General features: G+C 59.2%; 14 protein-coding genes. 10 read left to right on the top strand and 4 right to left on the bottom strand.

Annotated features, from left to right (window positions below):
• The first annotated feature begins 478 nt into the window (after positions 1 to 478).
• Positions 479 to 1,324 carry a glycerophosphoryl diester phosphodiesterase membrane domain-containing protein gene (locus CV013_RS11520; RefSeq protein WP_157935768.1) on the top strand — a complete coding sequence of 282 codons (846 nt, stop codon included), beginning with the start codon at positions 479 to 481 and terminating at the stop codon, positions 1,322 to 1,324.
• Here the strand turns inward: CV013_RS11520 and CV013_RS11515 are convergent.
• Together CV013_RS11515 and CV013_RS11510 are read right to left on the bottom strand one after the other, a co-directional pair.
• Positions 1,321 to 3,864 (bottom strand): ABC transporter permease, encoded by a 2,544-nt coding sequence (locus tag CV013_RS11515; protein WP_102155772.1) that lies wholly within the window; start codon positions 3,862 to 3,864, stop codon positions 1,321 to 1,323. The two genes, CV013_RS11520 and CV013_RS11515, sit on opposite strands and share 4 nt — an antisense overlap.
• Complete coding sequence (locus tag CV013_RS11510) at positions 3,830 to 4,522, bottom strand: ABC transporter ATP-binding protein (RefSeq protein WP_102155770.1); 693 nt, start codon at positions 4,520 to 4,522, stop codon at positions 3,830 to 3,832. Before CV013_RS11510 ends, CV013_RS11515 begins: the two co-directional genes overlap by 35 nt.
• Before the next feature lie 47 nt (positions 4,523 to 4,569).
• Here CV013_RS11510 and CV013_RS11505 point away from each other — a divergent pair, with 47 nt between their 5' ends.
• Genes CV013_RS11505 through CV013_RS11490 form a run of 4 tightly spaced genes read left to right on the top strand, consistent with a single transcriptional unit; the run spans position 4,570 to position 8,047 of the window.
• Positions 4,570 to 5,280 (top strand): arylesterase, encoded by a 711-nt coding sequence (locus CV013_RS11505; RefSeq protein WP_102155768.1) that lies wholly within the window; start codon positions 4,570 to 4,572, stop codon positions 5,278 to 5,280.
• Between the two features lie 10 nt (positions 5,281 to 5,290).
• Positions 5,291 to 5,893: a DNA repair protein RecO gene (gene recO / locus CV013_RS11500; RefSeq protein WP_102155766.1), complete on the top strand. Its 603-nt coding sequence runs from the start codon at positions 5,291 to 5,293 to the stop codon at positions 5,891 to 5,893.
• Complete coding sequence (gene leuB / locus CV013_RS11495; RefSeq protein WP_102155764.1) at positions 5,890 to 6,948, top strand: 3-isopropylmalate dehydrogenase; 1,059 nt, start codon at positions 5,890 to 5,892, stop codon at positions 6,946 to 6,948. The genes recO and leuB overlap by 4 nt, the downstream gene beginning before the upstream one ends.
• 10 nt (positions 6,949 to 6,958) lie before the next feature.
• Positions 6,959 to 8,047, top strand: coding sequence for a glycosyltransferase (locus CV013_RS11490; protein ID WP_102155762.1), 1,089 nt, complete (start codon positions 6,959 to 6,961; stop codon positions 8,045 to 8,047).
• A gap of 16 nt (positions 8,048 to 8,063) precedes the next feature.
• On the opposite strand, the gene CV013_RS11485 is transcribed toward CV013_RS11490, so the two are convergent.
• Entirely contained in the window at positions 8,064 to 9,335 is a 1,272-nt protein-coding gene (locus CV013_RS11485; RefSeq protein WP_223805206.1) for a phospholipid carrier-dependent glycosyltransferase, read from the bottom strand.
• Positions 9,336 to 9,352: 17 nt separating this feature from the next.
• Between CV013_RS11485 and CV013_RS15575 the strand changes: the two genes are divergently transcribed.
• The 5 genes from CV013_RS15575 to apaG all read left to right on the top strand — a co-directional run bounded on the left by CV013_RS15575 (position 9,353) and on the right by apaG (position 13,638).
• Positions 9,353 to 9,754, top strand: coding sequence for a hypothetical protein (locus tag CV013_RS15575; RefSeq protein ID WP_198591863.1), 402 nt, complete (start codon positions 9,353 to 9,355; stop codon positions 9,752 to 9,754).
• 172 nt (positions 9,755 to 9,926) lie between these two features.
• The gene (locus CV013_RS11475) at positions 9,927 to 10,142 is read left to right on the top strand and encodes a hypothetical protein (protein ID WP_223805207.1); all 216 of its coding nucleotides are present in this window, start codon (positions 9,927 to 9,929) and stop codon (positions 10,140 to 10,142) included.
• Positions 10,143 to 10,348: 206 nt separating this feature from the next.
• Entirely contained in the window at positions 10,349 to 11,557 is a 1,209-nt protein-coding gene (locus tag CV013_RS11470; protein WP_102155755.1) for a trans-sulfuration enzyme family protein, read from the top strand.
• Between the two features lie 279 nt (positions 11,558 to 11,836).
• A complete protein-coding gene (locus CV013_RS11465; RefSeq protein ID WP_102155753.1) occupies positions 11,837 to 13,180 on the top strand; it encodes a PAS domain S-box protein in 1,344 nt (447 codons plus the stop codon).
• A 59-nt stretch (positions 13,181 to 13,239) separates the two neighbouring features.
• Positions 13,240 to 13,638 carry a Co2+/Mg2+ efflux protein ApaG gene (gene apaG, locus CV013_RS11460; RefSeq protein WP_102155751.1) on the top strand — a complete coding sequence of 133 codons (399 nt, stop codon included), beginning with the start codon at positions 13,240 to 13,242 and terminating at the stop codon, positions 13,636 to 13,638.
• A gap of 235 nt (positions 13,639 to 13,873) precedes the next feature.
• Here the strand turns inward: apaG and CV013_RS11455 are convergent, their stop codons facing one another.
• Positions 13,874 to 15,208: a hypothetical protein gene (locus CV013_RS11455; protein WP_102155749.1), complete on the bottom strand. Its 1,335-nt coding sequence runs from the start codon at positions 15,206 to 15,208 to the stop codon at positions 13,874 to 13,876.
• Between the last annotated feature and the right edge of the window lie 185 nt (positions 15,209 to 15,393).

The following is a 15,393-nucleotide window of genomic DNA, read 5'->3' as shown; positions in this document are numbered from 1 at the left end:
CTCGTTTGGCGATAGTAGGCTCTTCGTTATCTGACGCTCCTGCGTGGAAACTGAATGAAAGGTGTGGGTCGTTGATCCGCCCATTTGGAGGCGCTGCTTAAGTGCTTTGCGTCGTCCTGGATCCAGATGATGGTGTCGCATTTGCCCCGATCTCGTTGACGAGGCACAGTGGTTGAGGTGAAACGTTCCCTTTCAAGAGTTGAGTCGTGCATTGGGAAGGCGGCTGGTTCTCGCCATTCGCAATTAGCGAGCGGGCTGAGAGAGCCGAGTTGCGGCTGCGATCCTCTTGGCAATCCTGTCAGACCTATATCACGAAAAGCCGGATATTTTCGATGCTACAGGATACGCAAATCCATGAAGATAAATATTAATTTGTTTCAAAAAGGTAATTCGATCATATAGTTAAATATATGTAAAATACCCCATCATTAATGTAATGTAAATTATTTAATTAATTTTAGATATGGGGTTTGGTTTAATGAAATTAGATATATCAGCTATATTGATGGAAACTGTCCGAATCATTGGTCGGAAGTTTTTTCTGCTCTTCGGTGTATGGGCCGCTTTTATGGCGTTGAGGATTGCAGTTATCGCCATTGGTGGAGCGATAACAGGAGGTTTGGGTGTCGCCAGCACCTATTTAACCCCTTCGTCGATTCTGGGAGGAGGGGCGGGGCTGGCCATCCTCCTGACGTATATTGCCTATCTACTTGTTGTACTTGCCGGGATGGCGGGGCTGTCAGGGGTAGCGTCGCCTGTGCGCCATTATAGCTTTGGAGAGGCCTTCGGCGCCGGCCTTCGGGGTGCGCCAGCATTGCTGGCGATCGCGATAATGATCGGCGTTGTGCTGATAATAGGTGCGATAGTCGCGGGAGAGGGGGTGTTATGGCTCCCAGCCGATAAACAGATCCACGCCATACTTATCGGTTGCGCTGCCTTGCTTATCCTTGGCACCTATTTGGCTTGTCGACTGGCTCTGGTGTTTCCGATTGTCGCTGTCGAACGTGTACGCAATCCGCTGGTGGTTCTTAAACGGTCTTGGGAACTGACCCGGCATCATGTGGTGACGATCTTTCTTGCAACGCTCGCATTCGCGGTACTGGTCGTCGTCCTTTATGGCTTGGCCGTCCTGCCAATAATTGGGTCTTATGCTGCAATTATATATGGCGGGCTTTCCACGGTTCCTGGAGGGGGTGCGATGATAGTCAGCTTTCTTGCTGCCGTACTCGTGTCTATCGTGATTTCATTTGCATACGCGGTCTTCCTGTCTGTCATACATGCTGGCCTTGTAGGCGCAGCCGAAACAACGGCGGAGGCGCTTTAAAGAGTTCGCAATGCCCTTGCTGGTTTCGCTCTCAGAAGCGGGAGTGCGCTGGCAAGGGCGAATGCGACCACAAGGGCCAATCCTGCACCGAGGACACCGAAAACCGCTGTCCAATCTGGCACCCATTCGAATTCGAAGAGTTTGGTCACGACCAGCCAGCCGACAATCAGCCCCAAGCCAAGCGCGACGAACGCAAGGATCGCAGCAAGTACAGCATATTCGGCCAGAATCATCGCCAGAACTTGCAGTCTGCTGGCCCCCAAAACGCGCATGATAACTGTGTCGTATGTACGTTGCGCGCGAGCAGCCGCGATTGCGCCCAGCAATACGGCCAGCCCTGCCAGCACCGCAACCGACGCGGCCGCAAGCGTGGCTACGCCGACTTGACTGAGTAAGGTGCGGGCCTGTGCCAGCACGGGCCCTGTTTCGATCACGCTGCTGGAAGGGAATGTGCGTACGAGTTCCGCCAGCAGAGCGCGCTTGTCTGCTTCGCCCGGCAAGCGAATTGTCGCGGCCAGATTATGGGGCACGTCCCGCAAAGTGTTCGGGCTGAATACGAGGACATAGTTGAAGCCCATCGATTGCCAGTCGATCCGCCGGAGAGATGCAACCCGCGCCTGTCGCTCCACACCCAGCACACCGATCGTGAGATAGTCGCCAACTTTCAGGCCGATGGCCTTCGCAAGATCTTCGTCCACTGAAACCTCGGGCGGGCCCTGATACATTCGGCCCCACCACGTCCCGTCGGTGACGGTATTGCCAGGCGGCACTTCGTCGGCATATGTCAGACCGCGTTCGCCCCTCAGGGCCCATGCCCCTTCCGGCAGATTGTCACCGAGACTGGCCACGCGGGTTTGCGCGTCTTTTGGACCATAGGCGAGGATCGCTCCACGCATCGCGGGAACGGTGCGGATTTCGCTGTTCGGAGCGACCCGTTTCACCAGTTTCGTAAACGCCTCGGCTTTGGCTTGTGGCAGGTCGAGCACGAAATAGTCGGGGGCCTGCGTGGGTACTCGGCTGGCGATTGTCCCATCGATGCTTGTTTGAACAGAAGCGAGTAGCACAAATGCTGCGAGACCGAAGCCAAGTGCGGTGACCAACGTACCGGTCGCTGCACCAGGGCGATGAAGGTTGGCCAGTGCAGCCCGACCAATCGGGCTACGCGGCCGGGGAACGCGAGTTGCTGCCTTGCGGATAGCCCACCCCAACATCGCGAGCAGTGCCAGTGCCGCCGCCGCACCACCGATGAAACCAGCGGTCAGCCACGGTTGTCGAGCGGTCAGCATTGCAAGAGCTGCAATCGCCAGCAATCCGCCGCTCACTGGCAACCAGATTGCCTTGTCACGCGTCAGAGGGGCTACTCGCGCGCGCATCAGCGCCATCGCTGGGAAATGTCGTGCCCGCATCAGAGGTGGAGCGGCGAAGACCAGCGCGACCAGTAGCCCATAGGCGAGCGCCAGTAGCAAGGGGGCGGGGGCAAATGCGATACCGGTGCCGACCGGCAGCAAACCCTGCAAGGCGTGTGCCAGCAAAGGGGTGACCGCCACTCCCGCAATGATCCCAGCTGCGCTGCCGACAAGTGCAGCGATCCCGATCTCCAGTGCGTAGACACGGGCGATATCCCCGCTGGTCGCGCCCAAAATCTTCAGCGTGGCAATCGATTGGCGGCGTGCGTCGAGGTAGCTCGATACCCCGCCGCCAATGCCGATCCCGGCAATTACCAGTGCAGCCAGCCCCACCAGAGTGAGAAATTCACCCATCCGTCCGACAAACCTATCGGTGCCGGGTGCTCCGTTATCGCGGGTCTTGATGTCAAATCCGGCGTCGGGGAATTGTGTTTTCAACGCATCGCTGGTCTGTTGCGGCGAACTGGCGGCAGGCAACGCGATGTTGGTTTTGGTGCGATACATGGCACCGGGCGCAGTCAGGCCTGCGCGTGCGGGCAGATCGGCATTCACGATCACTGTCGGGCCAAGCTGGAATCCTTCGCCCAATTTGTCAGGCTCTTCTCCCAGAATGCCGCCGACTGTCAGTGTTTGCGTGCCGACGGAGAAACGGTCGCCTGGCTTCAGGCTCAGCCGATCGGCAGCGCCCTGGGCGACCCATGCCTTTCCAGCAGAAGGTGCGCCAATTGCGCGCCCGTTCGCCAGTGTTGCCGTACCATAGAGCGGCCAGTGAACATCGACCGCCTTCAGCTCGATCGGCGCGGCTGAACTGTCGGTTCTCGCCATCGCCTGCATCCGAATTCCGGTGGAGACTGTGCCAAGGCGTTCCAGTGTTGCCATCTCAGTAGATGAAGGAGCGCGTTGCCACAGCGCGATCTGTATATCGCCGCCCAGAAATTCACGCCCACGCTCGGCCAGTTGGCTTTCAATCGTATGCGTAAGCGTACCGATTGCCGCCAATGCGCCTGTGCCGAGGAACAGGCACACCAGCAGCAGGCGCAGCCCGCGAAACCGGCCTGAAAGATCGCGCCTTGCGATACGCCATGCCGCTGCCCAACGATTATCGCTCACCGGTATCGCTCGCGATCCGCCCATCGGCGAGAGTGACAACGCGTTGGCACCGTTCGGCCAGATCGACATCGTGGGTGATAATCAGCAGCGTAGCGCCGGTTTCCGCACGGCGCGCAAAAAGCAGCTCGGTTATGGCTTCCCCGGTTGCGGCATCGAGATTGCCTGTCGGTTCGTCCGCGAAAATCAACGCGGGGCGCGGGGCAATTGCGCGAGCAATGGCGACACGCTGCTGTTCCCCGCCGGACAATTGCGTGGGGTAATGCGAAATCCGATGGCCAAGGCCGACCGCCTGCAACTCCGCCTCTGCCCGGTCGCGCGCATCCGGAATGCCTGCCAGTTCCATCGGGGTGGCGACATTTTCCAGCGCAGTCATTGTCGGCAGTAGATGAAATGCCTGTAAAACGATACCGATGCGGCCCCGGCGGGCGCGGGCAAGAGCGTCTTCGCCCATCGCCGCGAAATTCGCACCAGCCACTTCCAACGTACCACCGCTGGCGCGTTCCAGACCGGTGAGCACGGCCATCAGGCTCGACTTACCCGATCCCGATGGGCCAAGCAGCGCGACGATTTCGCCAACGGCGACATCGAAGTCGATCCCTTTCAGGATATCGACCGCTGCGGAACCGCTACCGAGTGTGAGGGTGAGGTTTCGCGCATGAATTGCAGGGGCAGGGCTTGTCACATCGCTGCGATGGCATAGGTCGGGGGCAGCAGCAAGGAGGCTGGTCGATGGTTACTGGTAAGTGGTCGATATGGGCGGCGGTGGCGCTGGCATTGTCCGGGTGTGGGCAGGAAGCTTCCGCGCCGGAGGCGGGGTCGCGAGAAACGACCTCGTCCGCTCCTGCTGCGGAGGTCTCTGGCCCGGCACGCCATATTCTTGCATTCGGGGATTCACTGTTTGCGGGGTATGGGCTCGACAGTCCCGATCAAAGCTATCCCGGCCAGCTGCAGGCCGCTCTGCGATCAGAGGGGGTCGATGCGCGGATCGCCAATGCGGGTGTGTCGGGCGATACGACGGCTGCCGGTTTGCAACGCCTCGACTTCACGCTCGACAGTCAGTCGCAGACGCCCGATCTGGTGATCCTTGAGCTGGGCGGCAACGATCTGCTGCGTGGTTTGCCGCCCGAACAGACCAAGGCCAACCTTGCCGCGATGCTTGAAAAATTGAAGGCGCGCGGAATTCCCGTGCTGCTGATGGGAATGCGCGCGCCACCGAACGGCGGGCCGGAATTCCAGCGTCAGTTCGACGCGATCTATCCGGCATTAGCGAAAGAGTATGGTGCGAAGCTGGTGCCGTTTTTCATGGAAAGTGTTTACGATAAACCGGAATTGATCCAGTCCGATCACGTTCATCCGACGAAAGATGGTGTGGCGGCGATGGTCGCTGCAACGAAAGTGGACGTGGCGGCGGCGTTGCCAATGCCTGCGAACAGCGAATAGACCGGCGCCTGTGCACCTTCGCGCGCCTGCCATTCTTGTATCGGCCCGGTCGCACGGGGAAACGGCGGTTATTGTTCGCTTGCTGACTGAGGATTTCGGCCTTGTCGCAGGCTACGTGGCTGGTGGTCGAGGGCGGCAATTGCGGCCAGTGCTGATCCCCGGCAATATTGTGGACGTGGAGCTTCGCGGCAGAGGCGATAGCCAGTTACCTTTCGCCAGACTCGAACTGAAAGAGAGCCGTGGCCCATGGATCGGTGAGCCGCTGGCGGCGGCTGCGATCGGCTGGGTTTGTGCGCTGACAGCAACGGTAGTTCCTGAGCGTAACCCCTATCCATCGTTGTTCAGCGCCCTGTCCGCCACGCTCGATGCGATTTGCCATGCCCCTTCGGCGCGTGGCTGGTTGCGGGCGCTTGTGGCCTATGAGGCGCTGGTTCTGCGGGAACTGGGATATGGCGGCAATCAGCCGGGCGGGGAAGCCGAGCTTGAGGCGCTGCTGGAAATCTTTGCCCGTCATGCCGCCCCTTTGGAGCGCTACCTCCTTGCCGACCGTCGAGGCGATGTTATGGCCGCCCGCGCCATGCTTGGCGAACGGCTGGAACGGATCAGGTTATGAAAATTGCAGTGCTTCCCGGTGACGGGATTGGACAGGAAGTCACGCAGGAAGCAGTGCGGGTGCTGGAAGCGCTCGATTTGCCTGGATTTTCGCTGGAATGGGCCGATGTCGGCGCGACAGCCTATCGCGCCCATGGTCACCCGTTACCACCCGCTACGCTGGAACTGGCACGTGGAGCGGACGCGATCCTGTTCGGTGCGGTCGGTGATTTCGATTGCGATCATCTGGAGCGCCATTTGCGACCGGAACAAGCGATCCTGGGGTTGCGTTCCGAGCTTACCTTGTTCGCCAATCTTCGTCCGGCCACTCTGTTCGACGGGCTCGAAGGGATGAGCGCGTTGCGGCCGGAGATTGCCCGCCAGATCGATCTTGTAATCGTGCGCGAACTGAACGGCGATGTCTATTTCGGTGACAAAGCCATCGAAACCTTGCCCGATGGCGAGCGCCGTGGGTGGGACATGATGAGCTATACCGAAAGCGAAGTGCGTCGCATCGCGCACGTAGCATTCCGTGCGGCGCAGGGGCGCAAAGGGCGGTTATGTTCGGTCGACAAGGCCAATGTGCTGGAAACCAGCCAGTTGTGGCGCGATGTGGTGATCGAAGTGGCTAAGGAATATCCCGATGTCACTCTCGATCACATGTACGTCGATAACGCAGCGATGCAGTTGGTGAAGAATCCTGGCCAGTTCGATGTGGTCGTGACTGGCAATCTGTTTGGCGATATCTTGTCGGATCAGGCGAGCATGTGTGTCGGGTCGATCGGTCTGCTGGCCAGCGCGGCGCTGGGCGAGCGACAGACTAAGTATGGCACGTTTGGCCTGTACGAACCGATCCACGGCAGCGCGCCGGATATTGCCGGACAGGACAAGGCCAACCCGATGGCAACGATTCTGTCGGCTGCCATGCTGCTGCGCCATTCGCTTGGACTGGCCGAACAGGCAGACCGTATCGAAGCAGCGGTGAGCGGTGCGCTGGCAGACGGAGTGCTTGGGCTTGACCTTGGTGGCGAAGCGGGAACGCGAGAAATTGGTGACGCGGTGATTTCGCGGCTATAAAGGCCCGTGAATGCTTGAACTGGCTATCGTTCTCCCGACGCTCAACGAGCGTAGCAATCTGGCTCCGCTGATCGAGCGCATCGACGCGGCACTGCGCGATGTCTCGTGGGAAGTAATCGTTGTCGACGACGACAGCACCGATGGCACGGCCGATGTCGCGCGCGCTCTGGCGCTGGCAGATAACCGTGTGCGTGTAATCCAGCGTTTCAAACGGCGCGGGCTGGCCTCTGCTGCGATAGAGGGGATGTGTGCGACAGCGGCGCCATTCGTTGCCCTGATGGACGCGGATCATCAGCACGATCCTGCGCTGCTGGTACAGATGCTGGCGGCTGTGAAGGCGGGCGATTGCGATATTGCCGTCGGCTCCCGCTTTGTCGAAGGGGGCAGCGCGGCGGGGCTGTCCAGCCAGACGCGGGAAAAGGGTTCGCGATTGGCCAATCGGCTCGCTCGCAGAGTGACAGGTGTGGAAATGACCGATCCGATGAGCGGTTTTTTCCTGACGCGCAGCGAACACCTGCGGGCGGCGGCACCGCGACTTTCGGGTATTGGCTTCAAAATCCTGCTCGACCTGTTGGCTACTGCCAATCCCAGCTTGCGTGTGAAAGAATTCCCGCTCCAGTTCGCGGAGCGGTTGAGTGGCGAAAGCAAGCTCGATTCTGCGGTGGCGTTCGAATTTCTCGTCGGCCTTTACGATCGCAGTTTCGGGCGCTTCGTTCCGTCACGCTTCGCCTTGTTCGGAACGGTTGGAGCTGCGGGGATCGTCGTGCACCTTGCGGTGCTGACGCTGCTCTATCGGTTTGCCGGGGAAGGGTTCGCTCTGGCGACCGTTTTCGCGACCTTTGCGGCGATGACGTTCAATTTCTGGGTCAATAACTGGCTGACCTATCGCGATCAGCGGCTTACCGGGCTTTCCGCAATAGTGCGCGGATGGGCCGGTTTCTGTGCCACCTGTGCCATCGGGGCGCTTGCCAATGTCGCAGTGGCGACATTGCTGCAGGCGCGCGGGTTCCATTGGGTTCTGGCTGCGCTGGCAGGCATCCTGATCGGATCGGTTTGGAACTACGCCTTGTCGAGCCGGTTTGTGTGGGGTCGTTTCTGACGGCGATTGCCGGGCGTTATTTCCAGCTATCGAGCCACATCCAGTGAAGGAACGCCGGACGGCCACCTTCGAGGGGCGCTGCGCTGATAATGGGATAAAACCACGCGAATATTCCACACGCTGCGGTCAGGAATGCCAGCGGTAACCAGCGTGGCCCCCTGCGCCATAGCGCGTCGAGTGCCAGTGCCAGCGCTGCAAACAGGATCAGCGACGGGGCGAGGTAGTGGTAGAAGAACTGGATCGGCTTAGGAGCGATGATCCAGAATCCGATCGCGAAAATATACAGCACCGCCACGGCGAGCGCATCTTTTTGCCCGCGAATTCCGGCCCATAAACACCACGTCCACGCCACTATCCCGGCAATCATTGTCAGCGGATTGCCGATCATAACGACCCCGCGCTGTGCTCCGTCGATATCGCGGTAGAGATACCATAGCCCGCGTTGATCGAGTACCCATTGCCACCAGCGGGTGGAATATTGATGCGGTTTGATGACGCTTTCCTGCAAGGCCAGCATCTTGCTCTGATAATCCAGAAACCCGCCTAGTTGGAGCGGATTGACGCTGAAGAAATAGGCGGGAAAGAATGTCGCCCAATATGCCAGAAGAGGTACGACGCCGAGCCAGAGGGCCGCTTCCAGCAATGTGACGCCGGGGACGGGCGCGCCGCGTTTGCTCCACACGAAACGCCATCCTGCTGCACGCGCCCGAACAATCAGGAATGCGAGGCCGGGTACGATGGCCAGTGGCACGGCATTCCATTTGGTTCCCATCGCCACGCCCATGGCGATTCCGCTGGCTGCCAGATAACGGCGGCCATGTTCAGGCTGCCGGACAGCTTTGGCCAGCATCCAGAACGACACTGCTAGCGCAGCGAGCATATATGCATCGAGCATGGCGATTTGCGACTGAATCAGCAGCATGAAACCGCTCGCCAGCAATATGCCATAGGCCAATGTGGCGAAGCGGCGCTGCGACGCAAACCACAGGGCGCGAATGCTTGCCCAGAATGTTAATGTTCCCGCCAGCGCCGACCCGATCCGCCATCCCCAGGGATTGTCGCCCAGCGCCCACATCCCCAACGCGATCATCTCTTTGCCGAACATCGGGTGTTCACGATTGACCCACTTATGCATTGCCAGCATCTCGCGCGCGGCAGGCAGATAATGGATTTCGTCGAAGTAGGGTGCAGTGGGGATTGCCAGGCGGTGCATGGTGAAGGCGAAAAACACCGCAGTCAGCGCAATGCACCAGACGAACGGATCGCGGGATTGCGTCGGCTGTTGCATGGCGCGGGCCATTACGAGTGCACAGAAAAGAGTGCAAGCAATTGCACATGTTGGCGTCGCTGAACCTGTGGTTTGTTGCCGCTGATCTGTTGTGCGGTTGCGAAGATGCAGGAATTGCCATAAAGCCAGATCCGAAAATATGCGCGGTCTGCCGGGAACGATCGGCAAGTATAGCCGTACCGTGTGCAAGGATGATGGATATGAATTTCCGCAAATTGGTTTTGGCTGCCGGGTCGCTTGTGCTGGTCGCAACACCTGTCGTGGCACAGGCTGCCCAAATCGAACGGGCAAGCAAACCTGCCGAGAAATCGAACAGTTTGTTCAAGGATCGGTCATTATTGCTGGTTATTGCTACTATCGCGATCGTGGCTGGGGCTATTGTGCTTGCCACGAACGACGACGAACCTGCGAGTCCGTAGGGGGATAGTGTTGGATTGATGCGACAGGTTGTATGAAATGTACGACCGGTCGATTGTAGAAGGTTGCGCCCTCTACTGGGCGTAACTACTGAAAGAATCGAATTGTTTTTGCGATTCGGTCGTTTGTCGCGGACATTGTTTGCGATGAATGGAATTAGTAAGGGGAAGTTTAATGAAGATCAGCAAGATCGCTCTTGCAACTGCAGCGGCAGCACTCGCTGTTGCACCTGCAGCAGCTCAGGCTGCTAATGCTGACCGTGCTTCGGCACCGGCAACCAAGTCGAGCAAGATGGGCGCGCCGATCGGTGCAATCATCGCTGCTCTGGCCGTTGTGATCGGTGTTGTGGTCATCGCCACCACTGGCGACGACGAGCCGACCAGCCCGTAGTAATCTGCCGACTTTGTCGGCTTTACTCGGTAGAGATTAAGAGGCGGGGCCCTTCACGGGGTTCCGCCTTTTTTGGCATATGGCGAATCATATTCGCTGCGGTTGCGAGCAAGTGGCGCTTCAGTCGCTACAATAAGAGATCGGGCATCGTACCCGCGTGTTTTTCGTTGCACCGTGATCGTGTCTGCGCGATGCGCGCAGCCGTTATGAAAAAGACCACCGGCCTCAATCGCTCGATCACTTCCAACTGGCGCCCCGCTACACGTGCAATACGCGGTGGCACTTGGCGTTCGGAAAATGGGGAAACGAGTGAGGCATTGTTCCTCACTTCGGGGTACTCCTACGATGATGCGGAGACGGTAGCTGCACGCTTTGCCGGTGAAGCGGAAGGGATGACCTATTCGCGCCTGCAAAATCCCACTGTGGCAATGTTGGAAGAACGTATAGCCCTGATGGAAGGCGCCGAGGCCTGTCGTACTCAGGCCAGTGGCATGGCGGCGATGACCGCCGCGTTGTTGTGCCAGTTGTCTGCCGGTGACCATATCGTTGCGGCCCGTGCGGCGTTCGGATCGTGTCGCTGGCTTGTCGACAGCTTGCTGCCTCGTTTTGGCATTGAAACGACTGTCATCGATTCCGCTATCGATGGAGAGTGGGACAAGGCGATCCGGCCGAACACCAAGGTCTTCTTCTTCGAAACTCCGGCTAACCCAACGCTCGACGTGGTCGATTTGCAGTATATCTGCGACCTCGCCAAATCGCACGAAATCACTACAGTGGTGGATAACGCATTTGCGACAAGCGTTTTGCAACGCCCGATGGATTTCGGGGCGGATGTGGTTGCATACAGCGCGACCAAGCTGATGGATGGGCAGGGGCGTGTCCTTGCCGGGGCAGTATGCGGCAGCCGTGAATGGATCGACGAAGTCCTGCTGCCGTTTCAGCGGAATACCGGCCCCAATTTGTCTCCGTTCAATGCATGGGTAGTGTTGAAGGGGCTCGAAACACTCGAATTGCGCGCCATGCGGCAGAGCGGGAATGCGCTGGAACTGGGGCGGTTCCTCGAACCGCGTGTCGCACGAATGTTGCACCCCGGCTTGCCGAGCCACCCGCGCCACGAACTTGCCTTGCGCCAGATGCGTGCAACCGGGCCAATTTTCGCTTTCGAAGTGCCCGGCGGCCGCCAGCAGGCATTTGCTCTGCTTGACGCGCTCGAACTGATCGATATTTCGAACAACATTGGCGATGCCCGCAGCCTGATGTGCCATCCAGCCAGTACCACGCACGCCAGTATGGGCGAAGAAGCGCGGGCGGAAATGGGGGTGACCGAAGGGTTGCTGCGTTTCAACGTAGGGCTGGAAGATATCGAAGATCTGAAAGAGGATCTCGATAGGGCGCTGGCTGCCGCAGGGTTGTAAGCCGGATCGAGCGGTAGTCGCATCGACCCGCGCGCCCTCGCTATCATCCTCCACGTTGTTCAGCGCACTGCGTCCGTCCCGTAACCGCGATCGAGCTGAGTTCCTGGGCACAAGAGCGAGCGGTTTCGCGAGCCGACTATCTCTTCCTGTCTCCGTATTAGTAGCAGCCATATAATGCGGGTTGTGAGTGGAAGGTGGCTCGTAACCTGTTCTGTATTCTGAAAAATGTGCTAGACTTTGTTCGATACGGGGCTTTCACAAAAAGGCATGCGACGGTCGATGGATCCACGCGATCACTATGCTGCGCTCATCGCGTCTTCGGATGATGGGATAGTCGCGAAGGATTTGAGCGGGATTGTCATCAGCTGGAATCCGGCCGCCGCCCACTTGTTTGGATGGACCGAAAGCGAAATGGTGGGGCGTTCGATCCGACGCCTGCTGCCCGCAGATCGGCGCGACGAGGAGGATGCGATACTCGTCCGTATCGGGGCGGGGGAGCGTGTGCCTGCTTTTCTGACCCGACGACTGCACCGGGATGGCCATGAGCTGGATGTGGAAGTCTCCGTCTCGCCAGTGCGCGATCCCGCCGGGCTGATCGTTGGGGCGAGCACGATCATGCGTGATGCCACCGAACGGGTATTGGCAGAACGGCGGCTGCGCCAGAGTGAGGCGCGGTTCCGTATGCTCGGCGAAAACATGTCGCAGCTGGCGTGGATTGCGGAATCCGATGGCGCGATCGGATGGTACAACCAGCGATGGTACGAATATACCGGCACAACGCCTGACGAGATGCGCGAGCTTGGCTGGCTGCACTTCCACCGTCCAGACCATCAGGACCGGGTATATTCTCGTTTCTTCAGTTGCGTAGCGCGCGGGGTCGAGTGGGAGGACATTTTTCCATTGCGGCGGGCCGATGGCGAATGGCGCTGGTTCCTTGGGCGCGCGAAGCCAATTCGGGATGACGCGGGCAAAGTCACCAACTGGTTCGGCACGAATACCGATATTACCGAACAGCGCGAACAGGCCGAACAGATCCAGTTGCTGTTGCAGGAAGTGAACCATCGTTCGAAGAACATGCTGGCCAAAGTGCAGGCATTGGCGCGCAGTTCGATCCGTGCCGATCCCGCGCTCGTGCGTCGGTTCGAGGAACGGGTCGGCAGTCTGGCAGTCAACCAGGATATTCTTGTCAGGCGCGACTGGCGCGAAGTGCCGGTGCGCGAACTGGCGGAGCTGCAACTGGCATTTGTCAGCGCGCGTGAAGATGTAATCGTGCTGGATGGGCCGGACTGTGCGCTGAACCCGCGCGCGGCGGAAGTGATCGGAATGGCTCTGCATGAACTGGCAACCAATTCCATCAAATACGGCGCATTGTCGGTAGAAGGCGGTGTGGTTTCCATCACATGGCAAGCGGGCGATGATGCATTTGCGATCGAATGGACCGAATCCGGCGGGCCGCCGGTGGAACCGCCGTTGCACAATGGATTTGGCACGCAGTTGATCCGCGAGATTCCCAGGCGGTCTTTTGCAGCCGAAGTCTCGCTCGAATACCCGGTGGATGGCCTTTGCTGGCGCTTTGCCAGCGACGTGCGGGTGCTGGCATCCAATGCTGCCTCAGCCGGATGAGGACGAATAGTGCGGCGCGATTGCACAGTGGGCGGCGGGACGCTACGTTCTGATTTGCGATGAAAGAGTTGTTTCAACACGCTGCCAATACCGATGGCATTACCGTGCGCGTGGCGGTGAATTTCCTGCCTGAGCAGTCCCGCCCGCAAGATGGCAAGTGGTTCTGGGTGTATCATATCCGCATCGAGAACCACCGCGATGAACGGGTGCAGCTGATTACGCGGCACTGGCGCATCACCGATGGCAACGGGATAGTGAATATCGTGGATGGGGAGGGGGTTGTGGGCGAACAGCCGACGCTCGCACCGGGGCAGAGCCACGATTATGTATCGGGTTGCCCACTGGCGACACCGCATGGTTCGATGGAAGGGTTTTACACTTTTCGTCGCAGCGGCGGGGATTTGCTGGAGGTCCGTATCCCCTTTTTCCCGCTCGCCGCGCCCGCCACAGCGGGCTGATCCACCCCTGTTTTCTCCGGGCTGCGAATGGCAACGGTTCGTCGCTGCCAGAGAACACATGGACCGGATGTTACACAGTCCTGAAGAGAAAAAATCCTCTTCCCCCAAACGTGCCCGAAAAGCATGATTGAGGGAGAGGGTTGTCTGGCAGCGCATGGCCGACAGGTTGTCCAAACCGGGCCATGTAGGACAGTGCGAATATGCGGGGGTGCCCTGTGCCGGGTGCGAGCGCGCGTTACTGCTCTTCGGCTAGTTTGAGCGACCGCCGGGCCAGTATTTCGAGCGGAGCTATTTCGATTGCTGCATCATCGTATCCGCCATCGGTGAGCGTTTCGATCCGTGACAGGACAGCGTCGGGAACGCCGAGTTCTTTCGCTGTGGTCATAAACACGGGCTGGCTCCACGGCTCACCGGCGCGCACTTTCGCAAAGAACGCGCGGTTGAGATCGGCCAGTCCATCGTGACCGTGTTCGCGCAGCGATTGATCGAGCGCGAGCCAGAACACCAACCCGCATTGGTAATGCAGATCGAATTTTCCTTCGGTCGTCGCCCGATCCAGCGGCATGTGGGCCAGACCTGTGGCGCAATTCGTGGCTGCATGATCGACGCGCTGCGGCACATATTCGCGCTCTGCCGCGCCGCGACTTGCCAATGCCAGAGCGGCCATCGCCTCAGCCCCGCCTTCGTGAATCCACGCCACGGCATCGTCTCCGGGGCTTTTGCCGATCCCGTTCTGCTGGAACAGGTGCGCGGCTTCGTGGGCGAAGAACCAGTCGAGCTCCAGTGGCGATCCCTCGGTCGCGCGCTGGCGGGCATGGGCCCCGTCGAAATGCATGAATATCTGGTTGGGCAGAGTGCCCCCCTGAGTCGATTCGCCACCGTTTGGCTCCGGGCGATCGTCCATCGATACGTAGAGTTCGGGGACGAAAGACAGTGGCCCATAAATCGCGCTGAAATATCGGATCGACTGGGGCAGCGAACGGTCCAGATGCTGGCGCAGAGCTGTCGGCAGGCCCGGATCGATAATCGCCACAAACCCATCGGCGGCGACCGGTTTCAGATTGCCGACGAAGATATTAGTCCCGGCCCCTTCGCTGACAAACTGTGCCCTGTCCCGTGTGCGGTGGCCACTGACACCGATGGTCTTGCCTGTGGCTGAAATGGTAATGGGCAGCGCCTCTTCCCCATCGCACGGAACAGCGGTGCAGGCCTGAAAATGGCCGGAATAGATCAGCGTACTGCGGTCGCTGAATGGAGAGAACGGGGCGTAATTCTTCGGCAAAGCGCGGTAATCGATGGGGATATCGAACGTCAGGCGGTCGAACGATTGTCCATCGGTCCGTTCGATCCGCTCGCCGTCGCCCTCCCTGATCCACCGAAATTCGCTCCCTTCGGGGCGCCACAAATCTTCGCGGTATCCGCCCAGATTCTGTGCGAAATGCAGGGCCCGAACCGGCTTGGTGAGAGAATATGTCGCTTCGACGGTTTCATCAGAGGCGATGTCCAGCGCCAGAGCAATCGGCGGTGTGGTGCTGGATGAGGGCAGGGGCGTCGATGCACATCCCTGCAACCCGATAATGCATGTGACTACTGAACACGCGTAAACTATTGAACGCACAACGTTCTCCGATCCCGAAATTAGACCTGTCGGCTTGCTGTGCGCCAGTAGTCCACGCTGACTGCTGCTTTGCCGATACGGGCAGGCCACTTTCCAGCGTCCCGCCACGGGAAAAGTATGTAGAGATCGATGGCCGT

Origin of the sequence: Tsuneonella flava, assembly GCF_002870965.1 — a bacterium.
In the GTDB taxonomy this organism is placed as follows: Bacteria; Pseudomonadota; Alphaproteobacteria; order Sphingomonadales; family Sphingomonadaceae; genus Tsuneonella; species Tsuneonella flava.
The sequence above is the reverse complement of the archived record's forward strand: the minus strand, read 5'-3'. Positions and strand labels throughout refer to the sequence as shown.